This is a genomic window from Paenibacillus qinlingensis (assembly GCF_013204845.1).
GTDB classification, from domain to species: domain Bacteria; phylum Bacillota; class Bacilli; order Paenibacillales; family NBRC-103111; genus Paenibacillus_E; species Paenibacillus_E qinlingensis.
On the sequence record NZ_JABMKY010000037.1, the window covers coordinates 34,731 to 56,413 of the forward strand.

Below are 21,683 nucleotides of genomic sequence, written 5' to 3' on the forward strand. Positions count from 1 at the left end.
ACTCTTGATGTAAAGGAGGTTCATACGTTGGCTCACTCTCATCCAGTAAAAAAACATACCGGGCTTATGGATTGGCTTACAACTGTCGATCATAAGAAAATCGGTATCCTGTATTTACTAGCGGGCGGCTTCTTCTTCCTCGTCGGAGGACTTGAAGCCATCCTGATCCGGATTCAACTCGCGTATCCAGATCAACAAATTTTCGTCGGAGATTCATTTAACCAATTAACAACGATGCATGGAACAACGATGATTTTCTTTGCGGCAATGCCGGTTATCTTCGCTTTCATGAATGCTATCGTTCCACTGCAAATTGGTGCAAGGGACGTTGCGTTCCCGTTTGTTAACTCGCTTGGTTTCTGGTTATTCTTCGCCGGTGGCGTACTTATGAACACAAGTTGGTTCCTAGGAGGAGCTCCAGATGCTGGTTGGACAGGATACGCACCTTTATCCTCGATCACCGATTCAAACTGGGGGGCAACTCTTGAAGGCAATTTACAAGGAACGGACTTTTACGTTCTTGGTTTGCAAATTGCAGGTATCGGTACGCTAATCGGGGGGATTAACTTCCTCGTAACGATTATCAACATGCGTGCTCCTGGGCTTACATACATGCGTTTGCCTATGTTTACATGGTCTGCCTTTGTAACTTCAGGCTTGATCGTTCTTGCATTCCCTGCGATTACGGTTGCATTGGTTGAACTTATGTTTGACCGCGTTTTCGGTGGTGCATTCTTTGATGCTGCCAGAGGCGGTAACAACGTGCTTTGGGAACACTTGTTCTGGATTTTCGGGCATCCCGAAGTTTACATTTTGATTCTTCCAGCCTTCGGTATTATTTCTGAGATCGTTTCTACTTTTTCCAAAAAACGTCTGTTCGGATACAGTTCCATGGTATTTGCAACAGTGCTAATTGGTTTCTTAGGATTCATGGTTTGGGTTCACCATATGTTTACAGCAGGTCTAGGCCCAGTAGCGAACTCGATCTTCGCGATTGCTACAATGGCGATTGCTGTTCCAACAGGTGTGAAAATCTTCAACTGGTTGTTCACACTTTGGGGTGGTCAAATCCGTTTCACAACAGCGAATATCTTCGCAACAGCGTTCATTCCAACATTCGTTATGGGTGGAACTACAGGGGTTATGCTTGCGATTCCAGCCGCTGACTTCCAGTATCACGATACGTATTTCGTAGTAGCGCATTTCCACTATGTTATCGTTGGTGGTCTAGTACTTGGTTTGTTCGCAGGTCTTTACTACTGGTGGCCGAAAATGTTCGGTCGTATGCTAAGTGAAGGCTTAGGTAAATTGCATTTCTGGTTGTTCTTCATCGGTTTCCATTTGACATTCTTCCCGCAGCATTTCTTGGGACTAATGGGGATGCCGCGACGCGTCTTTACGTATCAACCAGGGTATCAACTCGAAGTTGGTAACTTAGTTTCAACAGTTGGAGCATTCTTAATGGGTATCGGTACATTAGTGTTCCTTATTAACATTATTGCAACAGCAAGAAAACCAATCACAGCTCCTGCAGATCCGTGGGATGGACGCTCCTTGGAGTGGACAATTCCGTCACCTGCACCTGAATATAACTTCAAACAAACTCCGCTTGTTCGTGGTTTGGATGCTTTCTGGAAAGAAAAAATGGCTGGCAACAAGCAAATGACACCAGCTGAGCCAATTGGTTCGATCCATATGCCTTCGGCATCGATCTTACCGCTTGTGATGTCTGTTGGTTTGTTCATCGCTGGTTTTGGCTTTATGTACAAAAACTACTATGTAGCTGCAGCAGGTATCGTAGTTACTTTCATTGCCATGTTCTTGCGTTCTGTATATGATGACCACGGTTGGCATATTGAGCCGGAAGAACTTGAAGACGATCATAAGGGGGTAAAGGCATGAGTAGTCATCACACGGGCGCACTGCCTGCTAATCCGGAAACGGCTACCCTCGAAGGGAAAAATAAAGTTCTTGGTTTCTGGCTTTTCCTTGGCGCTGAGGTTGTATTGTTCGGTTGCTTATTCGCAACTTACATTGCCCTTCGGAACTCTGTTCCGGATGGCCCAACAGCTCAAGAGCTTTTCAAGCTCAAAACAGTTGGTTGGTCAACGTTCATTCTCTTGACGAGCAGTTTGACGAGTGTATTCGCAATTATTGCGATGCACCGTCAAAAAGTAGGTCAATTACTAGCTTGGTTGGCAGTTACGGTTTTGTTCGGTCTTTCCTTCTTAGGAATGGAGATCTATGAGTTTTATGAGTATGTTCATGAAGGTCACAAATTCACAACCAGTGCTTTCTCCACCTCGTTCTATACGTTGGTTGGTTTCCACGGTGCTCACGTAGCATTCGGTGTTTGCTGGATTACACTGTTGATTTTCCAAGGACTTAAGAAAGGTCTTACAGTTGTTACGGCACCTAAGTTTTATGTCGCATCCCTGTACTGGCATTTTATTGACTTAGTCTGGGTATTTATCTTCACAGTTGTTTATCTGATGGGGAAGGTGGGTCACTAAATGAGCAGCAATTCTCATGATACACACGCACCTAGCAAAAGAGTGAAGCACGATTCAACACTCAATCACTATTTGACTTACATTATCTCGATTCTTCTCACGATGTTGGCATTCGCTGTCGTACTATACGGAGATTTGGATCGTTCGTTTATCTTGATTTTCATCGTATCCCTTGGGATCGTGCAGGCACTCGTTCAGTTGCTTTTCTGGATGCATGCCAAAGAGAGAGGACATTTGTTCCCTCTAATCTTTATCTTTGCGGGAGCGTTCGTTGCTCTTACAGGTGTAATCACAGCCGTATACTGGGTTTGGTGGTAAAAAAAAAGAAGAGGCAACTTTGTCTAGACAAAGTGCCTCCTCTTTTTTTAAACAGAGTTATTTAGAAATAGTCAGCTTGAAAGGAGATAGATGCAGGTATGAGTCAGATTGGTGGATTTTTTGATTTGTGGAATCCTGTTTTATTGTTGATCGTCATTGTAATCGGATATAGTTATGGTCGCTTTGTCGTGAAAGGGAATGGGAGCGCTGCGAAATCAGAGCCAATTTCGATCTCACAGCAACTTCTCTTTTATACAGGGCTAATCTTATTCTATATTGGGCAAGGAAGTCCAATTAACTATATTGGACATCACTACTTGTTCAGTATGCACATGCTGCAACAAACGATTCTTTACTTGATCGTACCGATCCTCATTTGGTTAGGAACACCGGCTTGGTTGGTTCGTTCGTGCATGAAAAATAGGGTGTTCCGCGGCCTATTTTCCTTCTTTACTCGGCCTCTGATCGCATTATTCATGTTCAATATGCTATTCTCCATCTACCATATGCCTTATATTATGGATTACTTGATGAAGAATGATGTACCGCTTCTTGCTTATCATACGATGCTCTTAGTGACGGCCTTTATTATGTGGTTTCCGGTATTTTGTCCGCTTCCTGAGCTGAATCGCTTGAACGATTTGAAGAAGATGGCCTATATTTTCGGAAATGGTGTCCTACTGACACCCGCATGTGCGCTTATCATTTTTGCGGATTCAATTATCTATGATATGTATAACAACGTCACTGTTCCTTTTGCTCATTTGTCACCGCTCGATGATCAACAGCTCGGTGGTGTAATCATGAAGATCTTGCAAGAGATTATCTATGGTGCTACATTAGCATATATTTTCTTCCGCTGGTATCGCCGAGAGCGCAAAGATGAGGATGAGTTGGATCCTATTCCATCACAAGATAGCTTGAATAATCAAGGCGGGAACTGGAATCGCGCTTAGAGAGAGGATTAGAACGATGCACATTTTACCCACGATTTCTACGATGTTTATTGTGATCAGTGCCATTTTTGTTGGTTTCGGATGGTATCATATCGTCAAAGGAAACCGGGATACGCATGAAAAACTGATGGTTCTAGGCGCAATTTTCGCTTTAGCCTTTTTCATTATCTACATGTCCCGTACGTTATTTGAAGGAAATACGGCATTTGGTGGGCCGGAAAGTTTAAAGTTGCCTTATCATTTGTTCTTGTTCTTCCATATTACCTTAGCTACAATCGGAGGCGTTCTTGGTCTCGTCACGCTATGGTTTGCATACAAAAAGAAATTCCTTAAACATAAGAAAATCGGTAAAGTTGCCGCATTTGTATGGCTGTTAACAGCACCTACAGGCGTGATGGTTTACGTATTGTTGTATGTCCTGTATCCAGGTGGAACAACGAAGCCAGTCATTGATGCGATTTTCGGATTGTAAAAAGTTAGATATAGCACGGAGTGATGTGAAAGATCATCATTCCGTGCTTTTTTTTGTCTATGTAAGGGCTGATTTTGTGATTTCGCCCATCGTGTTATTGAAATCAACAATTGGGCATGACGAAATGACCATGCCATTCTTCATATTGCTCATAGGTTAATCCCATGGATTCCACTACGCTTAATGAAGAGATGCATCTCACCATAACATGTAGTGGAGGGTCAACGAATGAAGAAAATTTTAGCTTCAACCATGATTGTCATGATGATGGGTACAGCCATTGCCTGTTCCTCGAAGACGGAATCAACGACAACAACGAGTGAGTCACAGTCACCAGCTACAACTACCGCGACGACGTATCCGATGACAACCGATAAAACACTGACCTATTGGGGTGAGTTGAACGGGAACTTAACAGGTGTGAAAACGACGCATGCCGATGTCCCCTTTTTCCAAGAGTGGCAGAAGAAAACAGGTGTACCGCTTAAATTCTTAGCGCCGCCTACGGGACAAGCCAAAGAGGCGCTTAACGTGATGCTCGCATCCGGAGATCTCCCAGATATGATCGAATACAATTTCCTGAGTGATTTCCCAGGTGGGCCGGAGAAAGCCATTAAAGATGGTTACATTTTGAAATTGAATGATTTGATTGATAAATACGCGCCGAACCTGAAGAAATACCTCAAAGAGCATCCAGATGTCGACAAAATGGTAAAAACGGATAACGGAAGTTACTATGCCTTCCCTTTCATTCGTGGAGATGAGTACTTGCAGGTTTTCCAAGGCCCGATGATTCGTAAAGACTGGTTAGATGAATTAGGTCTCCCTGTTCCTGAAACGATTGATGACTGGACAACGACATTAAAGGCATTCAAAGAGAAGAAAGGTGCAGCCGCGCCACTCTCCTTTATCAGTAAACCAAGATTTTTCAATGAATCGTACAACGGTGCATTCTTAGGCGCATTTGGCGTGAACCGTGGATTCTATTTGGATAATGGGAAAATCAAATTCGGACCGTCGGAAAGTGGCTTCAAAGAATACTTGAAGACGTTCCACCAATGGTTTCAAGATGGCTTGTTAGATAAGAACATTGCTACCGTGGATAACAAAGCCTTGGACGGTAGTTTCGCTACGGGTGCGACAGGGGCAAGTATCGGTAATGCTGGAGGCGGAATTGGTAAATGGCAGCCACTGATACAGGCCAAAGATCCTAAAGCACAGCTGGTAGCCGCACCATATCCGGTATTGAAGAAAGGCGATACGCCGAAATTTGGTCAAAAGGATAATCCGTATTCCTCTGGAGGCATCGTCGCGGTAACAGCAAAGTCGAAGAATCCAGAACTAGCCGTGAGAATGCTGGATTATGGCTACAGTGAAGCTGGTCACATGTTCTTTAACTTCGGTACAGAGGGTGTCAGCTACGCAATGGTGGATGGCTATCCGAAATATACGGATTTGCTGATGAAGAATCCAGATAAGTTAGCACCTGCACAAGCGATGTCCATGTACATTCGCGGCAGCTACAACGGGCCATTTATCCAAGATAAGCGTTATGCGGAGCAATTCTTTGTATTGCCAGCGCAACGCGATGCAATCAATGTGTGGAAGAAAACCGATACAGCCAAATACAGCTTGCCACCATTAACACCAACGCCAGAGGAAAGCTCTGAATATGCGAAAATCATGGGCGATATGAACACGTTGGTGGATGAAATGACGCTGAAAATCATTTTGGGCAACGAGCCTGTAGATGGCTTTGAGAAGTATGTGGATAAAATGAAGTCACTAAATTTAAGCCGCGCAATTGAGATTCAACAAGCAGCACTTGATCGCTATAACAAGCGATAAGTTTCATTTGGCAATGGAGAGGTGGGGAGATCTGAGATCTCCCTCTTCTACAAGTAAACTGGTGAGAGGGTGAGGATGGAGATGGCGAATACACAGCCACTGGAAAACGTAACGCTCACGAAGCAACGAACGGGGACAAATAGATATATCCGTGATTTTATAGCTAATAAATACTTGTACCTTATGATGGTACCTGTGCTCGCTTATTACCTAATTTTCCATTATGCACCGATGTATGGTGCCTTAATTGCCTTCAAAGAGTATTCACCGATGAAGGGAATCCTTGGTAGTGATTGGGTAGGATTTAAGCATTTTCATGATTTTTTCAGTTCATTTTACTTTTGGCGCATATTAAAAAATACGCTGGTCATCTCCTTATACTCCTTGATTTTTGAGTTTCCTGCTCCGATTATTTTGGCCCTTCTGATTAACGAAGTGCGTAGTAAGACCTTCAAACGGGTCGCACAAACGATTACATATATGCCTTATTTCATATCGCTTGTCGTCATTTGCGGGATTATTACGGACTTTACGAATGCAGATGGAGTCATTAACAATATCGCAATGTCCTTCGGGTATGACGGGCAAGCGATGCTGCAGAAAGCGGAGTTGTTCCGGCCGATCTATATTTTATCTGAGATTTGGCAACGAATTGGCTGGGAATCTATTATTTATATTGCAGCGTTAATGAGCATTGATACAGAGCAGTATGAAGCTGCACGTATGGATGGTGCAAGTCGCTGGAAACAGATGATGTATATCACACTGCCAGGCATTATGCCGACGATTGCGATTATGTTTATTTTGCGTATGGGTAATCTGTTAAACGTAGGATTTGAGAAGATCATTTTGCTCTATAATCCTGTTAGTTACGAAACGGCAGACGTGATTTCTTCTTTCGTCTATCGCAAAGGGTTACTGGAGTTTGGATGGAGCTACAGCTCCGCTGTTGGCTTATTTAATTCCATTATCAATCTAATCCTACTCATTACAGCGAATTACATTAGTCGTAAAGTAAATGAAAGCAGCTTATGGTGAGGTGATGTTGATGAGAAAAGGACCTAGTTTTGTAGAAAGATTATTCGATATTGGTATTCATTTGATTTTGACGCTACTGGTAGTAGTTACGTTGTACCCGTTGCTTTACGTACTTTTTGCTTCGTTCAGTAATGCGAATGAATTAGTTGCGCACAAAGGGATTTTATATAAATCACTTGGCTTTAGTTGGGAAGCCTATAAAGGGGTTATGAAAAACCCTGGCATTCTCATCGGCTACCGAAACACCATGTTTATCGTGGTCGCTGGTGTTATTGTTAACCTTTTGATGACAGCGTTAGGCGCATACGTGCTCTCACGTAAAAATGTGATCTGGAATAAGGCATTCATGATCATTATCGTGATCACAATGTTCTTCCATGGGGGCTTAATTCCGCTTTATTTGATTGTCAAAAATGTAGGATTGCTCGACACCCTCTGGGCGACGATTATTCCATTCTCGATTTCTACATTTAATTTGATTATTATGCGAACAGCATTTATGGCGATACCAGACAGCTTAGAGGAGTCGGCCAAAATTGATGGGGCCAATCACTTTACGATTTTGTTCCGAATCATCATCCCGCTGTCCATGCCCGTCATTGCCGTCATGATTCTGTACTATGCGGTAGATAAATGGAATGGTTGGTTCTATGCCTCGATCTTTATCAAAAACCGAGATCTCTTCCCGTTACAGCTTGTTCTCAGAGAGATTTTAATTTCCAACTCAACAGATGGCATGTCCGTCGGAGCTGATGCGGGCGATCGTTTCCAGATCGGGGAAACAATTAAATATGCGACAATTGTTGTAGCAACATTACCTATTCTGTGTGTCTATCCATTTGTACAACGCTTCTTTGTCAAAGGGGTTATGGTTGGTTCTTTGAAGGGATAGCCCATGGAAATAGGGACCTAGTAGCGCTTTTATCAATTGGATTTGTCATTTTGGACATTCCTCCCCTTGCGAACAGAGGTATAATAGAGTGAAGGAGACAATCCCTTCAGAGGAATTTTCAAGGTGCGCAGCGGGAGGAGATCCATGTGAAGCTTCGATTTTTTTGGCCCAAAAGAAAAAGTATTGTATTTACCTGGTTGTTATCCTACAGTGCCGTATTATTCGTGCCTATGCTGATGAGCATTCTCATCTATTCGCAGTCTAGTCATGCACTAAAAAGTGAAATTCATCGTGCGAATGATTCCTTACTGAAACAAGTCCGTTACACAATCGACACGCTATTCGATTTAATGAAACGGTTGAATATGGAAATTACTTGGAATGCTAAGCTTCAAAGTTTGATGTACACCAATGTACGAACCAATGATGATCAATATCTGGCTTTTCAGCTCGTGAAAGAGTTTCGGATGTATCAAACCTCGCATGCGACGATCGATGAGTTCTACGTAACTTGGGATCAGGAAGCTTCGATTCTCCGACCAGGAAATATGCGAGATTTGCATACAGCCTTTGATACGATCCACAATACAGGTACCCTCCGGTATGAACAATGGCTGGATACGATCCACCAAGCTACGAATAACCAATTTTTGATCCTTCCCCGTGTAGATGCAGGTCCATCTGCCTCCTCCATCGCGTATGTCACACACCTGCCCAAGGATTTGAATGGTAAGCAGACAGGTACCGTCGTTGTGATGGCTGATAGGGAACGGTTCGAGAAGGCAATCGAAAGTATTTCAGGGTTTAGCGGCGGACAAATCGTCATCCTTAATCATGACAATCAAGTTCTACTCTCCAATGTGCCTGTGACGGTGAATAAGAATCTCATTTTGGAGCAATTGCAGGATGAGGATAATGTCACGTATAAACCTTCGCAGGATGGAGAGTCAGAGCTTTTCTATATTCAATCGGCTGTTTCTGATTTGAAATATGTGCTGATCATTCCGAGTCGTATGTATTGGGAAAAAGCGGAGTATGTCCGCAAGTTTACTTATATCAGCATACTGATCAGCTTATTTGGTGCAGCAGTGCTAACTTGGTTCTTTCTGCGCCGTAACTACTCACCGATCCAACGTTTGGTTCAATCGATTTCTGATAAAAATGCTTTTGAAGAACGCGCAGATGGGAATGAACTGCATTTTATTCAGAGAGTGATCTCGCATACGCGGAATGAGAAGGATCAAATCGCGATGCAGCTGCAATCTCACCATCACGTGCTCCGATCGAACATGTTAAATCGGTTGTTGAAAGGGCGCATTGACTCGCTCGTTTCGTACGAGGAAGCGTTCAAAACCTTTCATATGGATTTGATTTCGAATCATTTCGCGGTCATTCTGTTTGCGGTTGAGAATTCCGATAGTATATCTACGAATTTGCCAGGTATGGACATCAGTGAACGCCGAAAATTAATGCAATTCATTATCACGAATGTCGTTGAAGAGCTCGTCGGTCACCGCCAGCATGCTGGTTATGTAGCTGAGATTGATGACATGATGGTGTGTTTAGTGAACTTTGCAGAAACGGATGCGGCAGAGCGGAAGGTTGATCTGGATTGGATTGCTGCAGAGGCGCAGCGGTTCCTGACACGGTTTCATATGGATTTAACGATATCCATCAGCGGTGTTCACCCATCTCTCATTGGCGTTGCTGAGGCTTACAAGGAAGCGCTGGATGCGATGGAATATAAGATGGTTCGAGGGAAAAGGGAGATCATCACCTACGATGAGATCCGTATTGACACGGCAGATAAGCTGCAGCTGGGATATTATTATCCGCTCCAAGTGGAGCAGCAAATTATTAATCTCATCAAAACGGGAGATATTGAGCAAGCCTCGGCTAGCATGAACGAGATTATGGGGCGCAATTTCGATAAGCCGCTGGTATCGCTTACTTTGGCCAGATGTCTGATCTTTAATCTTGTAGGTACGATGGTGAAAGCGATGAATGAGCTTGGGGATGGAACTACGCAGCCATGGCTAGGGGACAACCCGTTATGGATGGATTCAATCATTGCCTGCGACACCATTCTGGAAATGCAGCAAGAGCTGCAGTTGTTGCTCAGAGAGGTATGTGCGTTTGCCGCCTCCAAAATAGAAGCGAACCAGACGAAAGAACGCACGGAAACCTTGCGGGAGCTAATCGCGAAAGTTATGCAATACATTGAGGAACAATATCAGGATGCTAACTTGAATGTGAATACGATTGGTGAAAACTTTGCCTTAAGAGGCAGTTATGTATCCAAATTATTCAAGGATCAGACAGGTGAAGGCTTGCTCGACTATATTACGAAATACCGCATTCAACAAGCGAAGAAGATGATCAGCTATAAGCAAGATTCGATCTCGGAGATCGCGCGGCTCGTTGGCTATAATGAAGTGGCAACCTTTATTCGAGTTTTCAAGAAATACGAGGGAATAACACCCGGGAAATATAAGGAAATGAACTGATGAGGCAGGACCATTTGATGCGGGGAGGGGAACGGAATGAGCAGACGAGCTAGCAGCAAGATACTATTACTTCTAATCATAATTACGCTTGGACTGACGGCATGCTCATCTGAGAGCCCAACGAATCTTACGACACCGTCAGGGACTCCTACATCTACGGCCAAAGATAAGGAACAGTCTGTGTCCGCAGCTGTAAAGCTGACGTATTGGTCGGAGTTGAATGGGAATGCCGCGAGTGTCAAAGCGAAGTTCAAGGATATTCCCTTTTTCCAAGAATGGCAGAAACGAACTGGGGTCCAGCTGTCCTTCATACAGCCGTCTGCGAATCAAGCCAAAGAAGCGATGAATGTCTTATTAGCCTCTGGCGACTTGCCTGATATGATGGAGTACGAGTGGGACAGCTTCCCTGGCGGGCCGGAAAAGGCGATCAAAGATGGCTATATTTTGAGACTGAATGAGGTCATCGATACGTATGCGCCTAATTTGAAGCAGTACTTAAAGGAGCATCCCGAAATCGATAAGCAAATTCGGACCGATGACGGCAGCTACTACGTTTTTCCTTTTATCCGCGGTGACGATAAGCTTCGTACGTATCAAGGACCCATTATCCGGCAGGACTGGCTTAACGAGCTCGGGCTAGAGGTGCCAACCACGATAGAGGAGTGGCATACAGTGCTCAAGGCGTTCAAGGCGAAGAAAGGAATCGCAGCTCCGTTGACATTTCTTGGCGTGCCGAATCCGTTGTTCGGAATTGAGGGCGGTGCTTTTGTAGGCGCATATGGGATTCGCAAAGGCTTCTATCAAGAGAATGGTGAGGTCAAGTATGGTCCCATGGAGAAGGGCTACCAAGACTTCTTGGCTACGTTCCGAGGGTGGTATGAGGAAGGATTAATTGATAAAAATATTGCTTCCGTGGATACCAAAACAATGGACTCCAATATGGTAACGGGCCGAAGTGGAGCAACGGTTTGGAATGCGGGGGCAGGTATTGGGAAATGGCAGCCGCTTGTTGAGGAGAAAAATAAATCAGCTTTGTTTGCTGCGGCTCCTTACCCCGTCTTGCATAAAGGAGATAAGCCTAAATTTGGGCAGAAAAGCTACGCGTATGTCGGTACCGGAGGCGTAGCCATTTCAAGTAATAGCAAACATGCGGCTGAGGCTGCCAAGCTACTTGATTATGGATATAGCGACGAAGGTCATATGCTCTTTAATTTCGGGATTGAAGGAACGAGCTACACGTTGAAAGACGGCTATCCAACCTATACGGATTGGATCCTGCGGAATCCAGAGAAGCTGGCACCTTCGCAAGCCTTATCGATGTATACGAGAGCAAGCTATTTTGGGCCGTTCGTTCAGGATGTTCGGTATGTGGAGCAATATTACACCTTGCCTGAGCAAAGGAAAGCAATTGGGATCTGGGCGGATACGCAAGTTGAATCGTATACATTACCGCAAATTCCGAAGACGGAACTTGAGAGTGCTGAGTTTTCATCCATTATGTTGGATGTGATGACACTCGTCGATGAGATGTCTCTAAAGATTATTCTCGGCATCGAGCCGCTTGATGCGTTCGATAGCTACGTAAGTAAGATGAAAGCATCCAAAATTGATCGTGCGATTGAGATCCAAAAGTTAGCGTTAAATCGCTATGAGAAGCGTTGATGGCTTCTCTTTTTTTTGTTTTACGTGCAAAGAAATTCATTATCTTTCCATTTTCATGTAAAATAGTAAGCGTAAGCAATTCGTGAGGGAGGCAAGCTCAGTTGATGACATACCCTTTGGTTGTTCAAGAAGTATCGAAGCAGTACGGGGAAAAAACCGCTGTGAATCGCATTGGGCTGCAAGTGAAGCAAGGAGAGATTTATGGCTTGCTGGGCGCGAACGGGGCAGGCAAAACGACAACGATGCGGATGGTACTCGGACTCATATACCCAGATGAAGGTAACATATTGTGGAACGGACAGGGATATCGGGAAGAGCTGCGCAGCTTGATGGGTTATTTGCCTGAAGAGCGTGGCTTGTATCCCAAAGTAAAAATTAGCGAGCAGATCTTATACTTAGCTGAACTTAGGGGCATGAAACGACGCGATGCAGAGCGCAGCTTGAAGATATGGTTGGAAAGATTTGAGGTTCCTGATTATTACAACCGTAAGGTTGAGGAGCTGTCCAAAGGGAACCAGCAGAAGATTCAATTCATTGCAGCGGTCATTCACAATCCCGAGATTCTTATTCTGGATGAAGCCTTCAGCGGGCTAGATCCAGTGAATGTTGAGTTGCTGAAGAAAACGGTGAAAAGCCTCCGTGATGAAGGAAAAACGATTTTATTTTCCAGTCATCGGATGGAGCATGTGGAGGAGCTCTGTGAGAATATTTGTATGCTGCATCGCTCAAATACGATTCTTCAAGGGAGCTTAAAGGACATTAAAGCGAGCTTCCCGAAGGAGAGAGTTGTGCTGGAGATAGCGACGAGTGTAGAGGGGTTAGAGAAGCTTCAAGGCGTAACATCGGTGAACCAAGGGCATAACGGGTACGAGATTCGCATCGCGCATCCAGAAGCAGCACAGGGCATTCTCCAATTTGCCATGGAACGGTCATCTGTTCAGCGGTTTCAAATCATGGAGCCAACCTTGAATGAAATCTTTATCCAGAAGGTGGGAAGCCAAAATGAATAGTATATGGACAGTCATTAAATTTACATTCCTGTCACGCTTTCGCACGAAATCGTTTCAAGTGATGAGTCTCATCTTACTAATCCTGATGTCGCTTTTGATCCATCTTCCAACGATTATTAAGCAATTTTCTTCCGATGAGGCGATGAAAATAGGGGTGTTTGGTACGCAACAAGCGGTTGTGGCATCCAAATTAGAAGCTTTTTATAATAATCAGCCGAATGCAGAGATACAAATTGTACCCCTTTCTGATCAAGGCAGTGTAGAAGCCAATGAGGCATATGGGAAACAGCAAATCGTCGATAAGAAGATTAAGGGCTACTTAGAGTTCACGGATGGGAAACAGGGCGGATTCCCGAAGCTGCGCTATAAATCCACAGGAACGCTGGATTCCTCACCCAAAAATAAGCTGCAAACGGCACTTCAGCTAATCATGACGGATATGGTGCTACAAGGAGCTGGTCTGCCAGATACGCTTAAAACCGATATCCAAACACCTGTGTCGTTGGAAACCGTGCAAATATCCACAACGGACCAAGTTGTTACGGGCAAAACAGAGTCCCAAATGAGGTTGTCTTATATACTGGTTTATATTCTACTCTTCATGCTTTACATGGGTGCAATTGGGTTTGGGAATCTCGTTGCAACGGAAATCACAGCGGAGAAAAGCACGCGCGTCATGGAATTACTGATTACAAGCGTCTCACCGCTGAAGCAGATGTTTGGTAAAATTATTGGTATTTGCTTGCTGGCGCTAGCACAAATTGCTGTATTAATCGCTGTTTCTGTCCTTAATATTCAATTTAGCGATGCCTCAGCCATCAAGGATCTAAATATCAGTTGGAGCGATTTAGAAATATCACTAATCGTTTATTTTTTAATTTTTTACTTGCTCGGTTTCTTCATCTATGCGACGATTTTCGCAGCAATAGGCTCGCTTGTCAGCCGCACTGAGGATGTGGGGCCAGCTATTATGCCAGTAACCTATATCATCGTAGCAGCTTTCATGATTGCGATCTTCGGACTTAACTATCCGAATGCTCCATTCGTGGTGACGATGTCATTCGTGCCATTTTTCTCACCTATGATTATGTTCTTACGTATCGGAATGAGCAGCCCGCCGTTCTGGCAAGTCGCGCTTTCGATCATCATTCAACTGCTTTCCATTGGAGCAATGGCTTGGCTGGCAGCGAAGATTTACCGCACCGGCGTGCTGATGTATGGCAAGCGGCCGACACTTAAGGAATTGCGCAAGGCGATGCGTGCGTATCGATAGTGGGGCTAACTTAATTGATTTGTTGCAGCCAGCGTTGCAGCTCCTGCCCAATCGCATGCGGATTCTCTTCTGCTAGATGGTGGAACCCTTTGCCTATATCAAACAAGGTCAAATTAAGCAAATGCTTCCGGCACCAGTCCAGCTGCGGCTCGCGTACGGTACAGCCTGGTGTCGCGTAGAAGAGCAGCTTAGGCACGGGTGTAATCGTAAACCACGCATTGCGAGCGTTCACCGCTTCGACAACTTCGGACGGGTGTCCTTCAATTGGAATTTGGTTCGGGAACACCCACATTGGCCTTCTGTCCTCCAACTTACGGAACGGCTCCCGATAGTACTCCAGCTCTTCCGTACTGATTGTTCGGTTAATGATGGTATTCGTCATGCCTTCAATAAAAACGCTGTTGTCCCGCATAAACGGCCATCCTTCTTCCGGATCGCGTAGCTTTTGGAACAATGGCTGCGCTTCGGGAGGAGAGAAATCGGACCAGGACATATTCGGATACAATGCTTGTGGTTCGAGCATCACAACAGCCTTGATCTTATTCGGATGATTCGATGCATATTGCAAGCCAATGGCAGCGCCCCAGTCATGCACGACAAGCGTTAGGCTATCGAGCGCCAATTGCTCGATGAACCGGGTTACATAATCGACATGTTCCAAGAACGTGCAGCCGATACCCGTTTTATCTGAGCGGCCCATGCCGATCAAATCAACGGCGATACAACGACGGGATTCTTCTACGTATGGAATGATATTGCGGAACGTGTAGGACCAAGTGGGGTTGCCGTGTAGAAACAAGACCGGATCGCCGCTTCCAACCTCGATATAATGCAGTTGATTGCCATTCACCGTCATGTAACGGGATTCAAAAGGGTATTCCTTGCCAATGGGCAGCGTTTCGAGATGAGACATAGATGGAGCAGCTCCTTCGTTTGAGGTTCGGTTGATAAACCAAGTGTAACATTTCCCCGAATCCGCTCATTGTAAAAATGCGACAACCTCGTCGGTAACCAAGGAGATCGGCTTGTAGGTTGGCAAATATTCAATAATACAAGTGTTCGCTGGGGCCGGACAAGGGTTCGTTGTCATGAAGGGATCGTTTTAATTCCGGTTGAACCTCGCTGCGGAAAAATTGCTCGGGACTTGTACCGGCAAACGATTTGAAGTCTTTGCTCAAATGGGCATGGTCCGTGTAACCGCAAGCTTGTACGATATCTAGATAATCATAACCTGCATAGTGTAACCGGATTGTTTGCTGGAATCGGACTATGCCTGCGAATTGTTTGGGTGAGGTGCCGATCAGAGTGTTAAATCGGCGTTCCAGCGTGCGTTTGCTCACATACAATTGCGCGGCCAAGCGCTCAATCGACAGCGAGCCCTGATGCCGTATGATTGCCTGTGCAGCTGTTTGAATCAGTAGTTCATCCACATTGTCCCGTAGTGCTGACAACAGAAATTGCTGTACGATATCCACTCGTTCCGTCGCACTGGACGCCTCTGCGAGTTTTTCTTCCATTTCTCGTACGTCTTTGGGAGGGAAAACAAGATCCAAAGATACATCTGCATTTTGAAATTCATGAATGGGGTATCGGGTAAAATGAGACAAACCCCCTGGCTTGAACGAAATGATAACAGTTCCAATTGCACCCGTTCCCAGATATTCCTTTACTGTTGCATGCATACCGGTGATGCCGCTGGAGCTCATGGGGATGCTCTTATGATTTTCCAGTAATTTCATCGGCTGCCCGTACTGAATACCGATCACTGTCATGGTACTCGGCAATACTTTAACCGAATTCCGGTTGGAAAAATTAACCGCGTTGAAATCATCTTGCACCATGATGGCCTCGATGTAGGGGCGTAGGATCAGTGATGGCGAATATCTTTGGATAAACATATGGCGATGAGTGTTCTCCTTTCGTACAGGATCTGACACCATTATACGCTATAGCGGCACATCGTCATGAAGGTTGATATGCAAAAAGTTCATGATGAATTTGGAATCATCATTATGATAATTTATCATATGTAAAAAAGCGACCTTTAGCCAATATGGCTAGAGATCGCTTTTTTCTTTTACAGAGAAAGCTTCAACAACATGGATGCGTGCGGGGCAAGGGAAACAGAAAGCTCCTGTGGCGTACCGAGTTCCTCGCGATTCCACAGGTCACGTACACGCCCAATTGCGTCGGTACCAAGCTGGGAAGGTGTCACTGTAACGGTCTGAATGTCGTCACCAGCATTGAACAAAGCGACATAACGAACACCGTCTGCGCCATTCGAAGTCCAGACAATACGCTCGTTTTCCCTGTACAATTGACGAGCACCACGTCCATTACGAAGGACGTCCAGCACTTCTTCATTGGTGAGGAGTGACAATGTCCACTCATCGTTGTCCCTTAGCTCGCCTCCAAACATCAGCGGAGAGCGGAAAATGGCCCAAAGTGACATCATCGTTTGCTGCTCGTCTCTTGTGAATCGCGTCCAGCGGTCGCTTGCCCCACCGTCAACGGAACGAATACCGATGTGACCGAGGGGGAGCATATCGCAATCCGGCCAACTTCCTGAGCCGACATGCGGTGCCCATTTCTCACACCGTTCGAACATGCCATAGAGTAGTCGCCAGATGTCCCAGAAATCATCGGTCATACGCCAGAGGTTGGCATTTGCCTTCAATTCTTCAGCGAACTCGAGCGGTGCGGGACCTGGAGAAAGGCTTAGCACCATCGGACGTCCAGATGTATCAATCGCCTTCCGTATGAGTTGAATTTCGTCTAGTTGAATGCCGTAGAGCAGCGAATCAGCGATATCGTCAACTTTGACATAATCGACACCCCACGAGGCGTATAGCTCGAATAATGAATCATAATAGGCCTGTGCGCCTTCTTTAGACGGATCGACGCCGTACATATCCGTATTCCACTTGCAAATCGCGCCATTCCACGTCTTTGCAATGGACCGTGCGCTTGCATGTGTCCCAAGTATGGGCGTATCAGCATGAACCGCTTGACGTGGAATACCTCTCATAATATGAATGCCAAACTTCAATCCTAGGCTGTGAACATAATCAGCTAATGGCTTGAAACCTTGTCCATCTGCGGCAGAAGGAAAACGATTTACGGCCGGTATGAGACGGGAGAACGCATCCATCTCGAGTGGAACATAAGGACGATAAGCAGAAGAAACAGCTCCCGGTTCGTACCACTGTATATCGACGACAACATACTCCCAGCCGTATGATTTTAGATGTTCAGCCATATATTGCGCGTTCCCACGCACTTCTTCTTCATTGACGGCTGCGCCATAACAGTCCCAACTATTCCAGCCAAGCGGGGGTGTAGCAGCCCATTGGTGATGATTAGTCATGAGATGAACTCGTCCCTTCTCCATTAAAGTAATAGCCCTATAATAAGACGAAGTTGTCAGGGAAGCTAGCGCAATGTTTTGCTTACGTATGTAAAATATTGCGGTTTGTATCTAATCGAATACGATCTGATCGATTGAAAGAAGTTCTTTTCCTTCACGGAACCTGCTTGGCGAGTAGCCGGTCCAACTGCGGAATACTTTGCTAAAATAGCTGCCATTTTGGTAGCCGACCTCCCTAGCGATTTCTTCAACTGACAATGAACTGCTGCGAAGCAGTTTCACGGCAAGTTCGATGCGCAGTTTAGAGGTATACGCCATGGGTGAAAAACTAGTTGCTTGATGGAAGGTACGTGCCAGATGGTACTTTGAGCTGCCAGCTGCTTCCGCAATTTGGTCTAATCCTTCCAAAACTCGGTAGTTGAGCTCAATAAAATCAGCTGCTCGTCGGACGATCTCTGGCCAATTACTTCGCTCCTGGCGCTGAACACTTCCGCTTCGAAGAAGCTCCATCATGAAGCTATAGACAAGGGAGGATGCGTAATACCCGTCTTTTATTGCTCCAGTTCGGGCTTCTGAGTAGATTGTTTCAAGTCGGCGAATGGCCAAGCTGCGGGGTTCAAACTGCGGCAGGGGTCCAAGCTCATGAAGTATTCCCTGCCACAAATGCTGCAAATGGCTCTGCCTAAATAAAGCGAAATAGAACGTCCAATGCGAGCTGTCTTGGGGTAAGTAGTAGCGATGCTTGCCTGGTATTTCAACCAAAAAGGAAGTTCCCTCTGGCACATCGTGAATATGGCCGTCTAGCTCGACCTTCCCTCGTCCAGAAATCGTATATTGGAACAAATATAAGGGCCCGTCAACTCGCTTCATGCCATCCCAGTCATATTCTTGCTGCCGAATATCTTGAAATCCAACGGCAAATAACTGGTATAGCGGAAGTACGGGGTTTTCTTGGAAGCGGTACCCGTAAACGCCGTAGTTGTCCTTTAGTACCATAATCGATGGTTACCCCTCGTATAAAATTAGGAATGAATTTGGAAAAAGCACCCGTTTGGGTGCTTTTTAGTCTCAATTATAACCGTTACGCATAACGCTTGACTTAGTCTGGACACCACTGAGTAGGGTTCCAATTTTAGCTAAGTGCAGTCCCGACAATCCGAACGGAATATTCTGCCTCTGGAGTTTGAAGAATGAAGGTTTCACCTGTTGATCTGGATAACAATTGATTTCCAATTGGCGAGAACAACGATATCCTATTTTGATCAGGATCTATTTCTGTTGGGAGGACCACTGTAAATAATTCATTGGATCCTTCCTCTTCGTAACAAATAGTAATGTTACTTCCGATTACCGTAACTTTGCTCAACGTTTGTACAAGATTAACATCATCAAGCTCAAGTAATCTCTCCAATAATTTTACATATTGTTTAATTTGGATCTTCTGCTGTGAAGGATAACTGTCAAGGTACATCGTTATTTGCTCGTCAAGAAAAACAAGCTGATCAACAAGTCGACTCCGAGTAGGGTTGGACATATGACTACGGTTCATCGTAGATTCCACCCCACATGATTAGATTCCAATATCGATCTAATTGCCTCATTTACAAAACCTCCGAAAAATTAATTTTTCTTACCACATAAAAAAGTATGCGTTTTCGGGTTCCGAAAACCGCTTTCTTATTGGCGATAAAACCTACCTCTAAACGCGGTCGCTCATCCCTGAATGGCTTCGATAGAGGTTTTCTCAATAACTATTTTTTTTCAATACTTCTGTAAGATTGAATAAAATAGGATTACAGCGAGAAGAACTGTAGAAATGACTGAGAGCAGCTTAAAGAAGGTCGCCATTTTAGTGTGAACACCTCGTTTACTTGGGATTGCTTTCTCCCGATTTATAAACTACAAGTATTGCACTACGTTGAAAACCTACCCCGCTTGCAGATGATTTCAAGATCGATCCATAGCAAACATTAACAATTTGCTCATCTTTCAATTCGGCTAAAAACTGATTAGCTCTTGTTTCCGCATAAGACGCATCCGTATCTAAAAACTCTTTTACCTGAATCACTTAGAATTCCTCCCTAAAATTGTCGATTGACTAGCATGTACAGCAGAATCACATAAGACCTCACCCTTTCTCGAAGTACATACATGAGATGTACAATATCCATAAAAGTACAACAAGACATCCCGCCAAAAAAGCGGAACGTCTTGTTGTCTTGACCATATCACTTTATTTAATAGGTGTCAATTTGAATAAGCAGATCAAAGCTGGCCGTACGACAGCTCGTAAGGTACCGTACATTATTATGGCTGTAACTTGACTTGGAGTTAACTCCAGAGAGTAAACTATAGAAGTAGGAATAATGTGCTATTAGAAAGCGAGGACTCATCAGATGGATTATGTGAAACTAGGAAATACAGGCTTGGACGTGTCGCGGATCAGTCTTGGATGCATGAGCTTTGGCGTAGCAGAGCGGTGGACGCATCCATGGGTGCTGAGTGAAGAGAGCAGTCGTCCCATTATTAAAAGAGCACTAGATCTTGGAATCAATTTCTTTGATACGGCGAATATTTATTCAGATGGAACAAGCGAGGAGATTGTTGGACGAGCGCTGAAGGATTATGGGAATCGTGATGAAATTGTCCTTGCGACAAAAGTTCATTTCCGTATGCATCAAGGCCCAAATGGGGCTGGTCTTTCCCGAAAGGCTATCTTGAGTGAAATCGATAAGAGCCTTAAGCGATTGGGAACAGATTATGTGGATCTGTATCAAATCCATCGCTGGGATTATCATACGCCGATCGAAGAAACGATGGAAGCTCTGCATGATGTAGTAAAAGCTGGGAAGGCAAGATACATTGGTGCTTCGGCGATGTACGCCTGGCAGTTCCTAAAGGCCCTGCATGTATCTGAGAAAAACGGCTGGTCACGATTTGTGTCGATGCAGAATCACTTAAACCTCATTTATCGTGAAGAGGAAAGGGAGATGATGCCGCTTTGCAAAGATCAAAAAATCGGCGTCATCCCATACAGTCCACTGGCATCCGGCAGATTAACGCGTGATTGGTCGGAAACCACGCATCGTTCCGAAACGGACCAGGCTCAGCGAATGAAGTATGACGCATTTGCCAATGTAGATCGATTAATTGTAGATCGCCTAGCAGTAATCGCAGAGAAACGCGGCGTTCCTCGCGCACAAGTTGCACTTGCCTGGTTGTTGCAGAAAGAACCAGTTACTGCTCCGATTATCGGTGTTACGAAAATGTCTCATCTGGATGATGCGGTAGACGCTTTATCACTTACATTAACACCTGAAGAAATTGGGTCGTTGGAAGAACAGTATGTGCCTCATCGGGTAGTTGGTGCAGTCTAAATGTTGATCGCAGAAGTAAGTGAGAAATTTGAGTTATCGCAGGACACGCTGCGCTATTATGAACGAATCGGACTTATTCCACGGGTGAACCGCAAAACTAGTGGAATTCGGGACTATACGGAAGAAGACTGCAGATGGGTTGAATTTATCAAATGTATGCGAGGTGTAGGTCTTCCCGTTGAAACTTTGATTGACTATGTGCGATTGTTTCAACAAGGTGAAGAAACGTTAGAGACTAGGAAAGAGCTCTTAGTCGAGCAGCATAAAGAACTCCTAACAAGAATGGCAGATATGCAGGAAGTCCTTGAACGGCTTGAAGGTAAAATTGATCGATATGATCAGCTGATCGGTGCCGCTCGCCATATAACTGGATTTTCTCCTGTTAATTTCGCCGAAAGTAAGGGGAAATAAAGAATAACTGTGTTTTATACAGTTAATTTCAGTGTTTTC

Annotated in this window: 20 protein-coding genes; 14 read left to right on the forward strand and 6 right to left on the reverse strand. The window is 44.8% G+C overall.

Going from position 1 to position 21,683, the window contains the following annotated elements; all coding sequences use genetic code 11:
- Positions 1 to 66: 66 nt before the first annotated feature.
- The 12 genes from ctaD to HQN88_RS35450 all read left to right on the forward strand — a co-directional run bounded on the left by ctaD (position 67) and on the right by HQN88_RS35450 (position 14,489).
- Complete coding sequence (gene ctaD, locus HQN88_RS35395; RefSeq protein WP_173121155.1) at positions 67 to 1,902, forward strand: cytochrome c oxidase subunit I; 1,836 nt, start codon at positions 67 to 69, stop codon at positions 1,900 to 1,902.
- Entirely contained in the window at positions 1,899 to 2,513 is a 615-nt protein-coding gene (locus HQN88_RS35400; protein ID WP_173121103.1) for a cytochrome (ubi)quinol oxidase subunit III, read from the forward strand. Before ctaD ends, HQN88_RS35400 begins: the two co-directional genes overlap by 4 nt.
- Positions 2,514 to 2,831: a cytochrome C oxidase subunit IV family protein gene (locus HQN88_RS35405; protein WP_068663240.1), complete on the forward strand. Its 318-nt coding sequence runs from the start codon at positions 2,514 to 2,516 to the stop codon at positions 2,829 to 2,831.
- A 98-nt stretch (positions 2,832 to 2,929) separates the two neighbouring features.
- Positions 2,930 to 3,787 carry a cytochrome c oxidase assembly protein gene (locus tag HQN88_RS35410; protein ID WP_173121105.1) on the forward strand — a complete coding sequence of 286 codons (858 nt, stop codon included), beginning with the start codon at positions 2,930 to 2,932 and terminating at the stop codon, positions 3,785 to 3,787.
- Between the two features lie 16 nt (positions 3,788 to 3,803).
- Positions 3,804 to 4,259: a DUF420 domain-containing protein gene (locus tag HQN88_RS35415; RefSeq protein WP_173121107.1), complete on the forward strand. Its 456-nt coding sequence runs from the start codon at positions 3,804 to 3,806 to the stop codon at positions 4,257 to 4,259.
- A gap of 228 nt (positions 4,260 to 4,487) precedes the next feature.
- Positions 4,488 to 6,107 (forward strand): extracellular solute-binding protein, encoded by a 1,620-nt coding sequence (locus tag HQN88_RS35420; protein ID WP_173121109.1) that lies wholly within the window; start codon positions 4,488 to 4,490, stop codon positions 6,105 to 6,107.
- Between the two features lie 81 nt (positions 6,108 to 6,188).
- On the forward strand, positions 6,189 to 7,145 hold the full coding sequence (locus HQN88_RS35425; protein ID WP_216855928.1) for an ABC transporter permease: 957 nt from the start codon (positions 6,189 to 6,191) through the stop codon (positions 7,143 to 7,145).
- Between the two features lie 10 nt (positions 7,146 to 7,155).
- Positions 7,156 to 8,037 carry a carbohydrate ABC transporter permease gene (locus tag HQN88_RS35430; RefSeq protein ID WP_173121113.1) on the forward strand — a complete coding sequence of 294 codons (882 nt, stop codon included), beginning with the start codon at positions 7,156 to 7,158 and terminating at the stop codon, positions 8,035 to 8,037.
- A 146-nt stretch (positions 8,038 to 8,183) separates the two neighbouring features.
- A complete protein-coding gene (locus tag HQN88_RS35435) occupies positions 8,184 to 10,544 on the forward strand; it encodes a helix-turn-helix domain-containing protein (protein WP_173121115.1) in 2,361 nt (786 codons plus the stop codon).
- A 36-nt stretch (positions 10,545 to 10,580) separates the two neighbouring features.
- Positions 10,581 to 12,206 carry an extracellular solute-binding protein gene (locus tag HQN88_RS35440; protein WP_173121117.1) on the forward strand — a complete coding sequence of 542 codons (1,626 nt, stop codon included), beginning with the start codon at positions 10,581 to 10,583 and terminating at the stop codon, positions 12,204 to 12,206.
- Between the two features lie 104 nt (positions 12,207 to 12,310).
- On the forward strand, positions 12,311 to 13,216 hold the full coding sequence (locus HQN88_RS35445) for an ABC transporter ATP-binding protein (protein ID WP_173121157.1): 906 nt from the start codon (positions 12,311 to 12,313) through the stop codon (positions 13,214 to 13,216).
- Positions 13,209 to 14,489 carry an ABC transporter permease gene (locus HQN88_RS35450; RefSeq protein ID WP_173121119.1) on the forward strand — a complete coding sequence of 427 codons (1,281 nt, stop codon included), beginning with the start codon at positions 13,209 to 13,211 and terminating at the stop codon, positions 14,487 to 14,489. Before HQN88_RS35445 ends, HQN88_RS35450 begins: the two co-directional genes overlap by 8 nt.
- 10 nt (positions 14,490 to 14,499) lie before the next feature.
- Here HQN88_RS35450 and HQN88_RS35455 read toward each other — a convergent pair whose 3' ends face one another.
- The 6 genes from HQN88_RS35455 to HQN88_RS35480 form a co-directional block, all read right to left on the reverse strand.
- Positions 14,500 to 15,402, reverse strand: coding sequence for a haloalkane dehalogenase (locus HQN88_RS35455; RefSeq protein ID WP_173121121.1), 903 nt, complete (start codon positions 15,400 to 15,402; stop codon positions 14,500 to 14,502).
- Between the two features lie 130 nt (positions 15,403 to 15,532).
- The gene (locus HQN88_RS35460; protein ID WP_173121123.1) at positions 15,533 to 16,387 is read right to left on the reverse strand and encodes a helix-turn-helix domain-containing protein; all 855 of its coding nucleotides are present in this window, start codon (positions 16,385 to 16,387) and stop codon (positions 15,533 to 15,535) included.
- A gap of 179 nt (positions 16,388 to 16,566) precedes the next feature.
- Complete coding sequence (locus HQN88_RS35465) at positions 16,567 to 17,856, reverse strand: glycoside hydrolase family 27 protein (RefSeq protein ID WP_173121125.1); 1,290 nt, start codon at positions 17,854 to 17,856, stop codon at positions 16,567 to 16,569.
- A 111-nt stretch (positions 17,857 to 17,967) separates the two neighbouring features.
- Positions 17,968 to 18,852: an AraC family transcriptional regulator gene (locus HQN88_RS35470; RefSeq protein WP_173121127.1), complete on the reverse strand. Its 885-nt coding sequence runs from the start codon at positions 18,850 to 18,852 to the stop codon at positions 17,968 to 17,970.
- 136 nt (positions 18,853 to 18,988) lie between these two features.
- Positions 18,989 to 19,405 carry a GreA/GreB family elongation factor gene (locus tag HQN88_RS35475; protein WP_173121129.1) on the reverse strand — a complete coding sequence of 139 codons (417 nt, stop codon included), beginning with the start codon at positions 19,403 to 19,405 and terminating at the stop codon, positions 18,989 to 18,991.
- Positions 19,406 to 19,723: 318 nt separating this feature from the next.
- Positions 19,724 to 19,924, reverse strand: a complete 201-nt coding sequence (locus tag HQN88_RS35480) for a hypothetical protein (protein ID WP_056608318.1) — start codon at positions 19,922 to 19,924, stop codon at positions 19,724 to 19,726.
- A gap of 328 nt (positions 19,925 to 20,252) precedes the next feature.
- Between HQN88_RS35480 and HQN88_RS35485 the strand changes: the two genes are divergently transcribed.
- On the forward strand, positions 20,253 to 21,233 hold the full coding sequence (locus HQN88_RS35485; RefSeq protein WP_173121131.1) for an aldo/keto reductase: 981 nt from the start codon (positions 20,253 to 20,255) through the stop codon (positions 21,231 to 21,233).
- Positions 21,234 to 21,644, forward strand: coding sequence for a MerR family transcriptional regulator (locus tag HQN88_RS35490; RefSeq protein ID WP_173121133.1), 411 nt, complete (start codon positions 21,234 to 21,236; stop codon positions 21,642 to 21,644).
- The last annotated feature ends 39 nt before the right edge of the window (positions 21,645 to 21,683 follow it).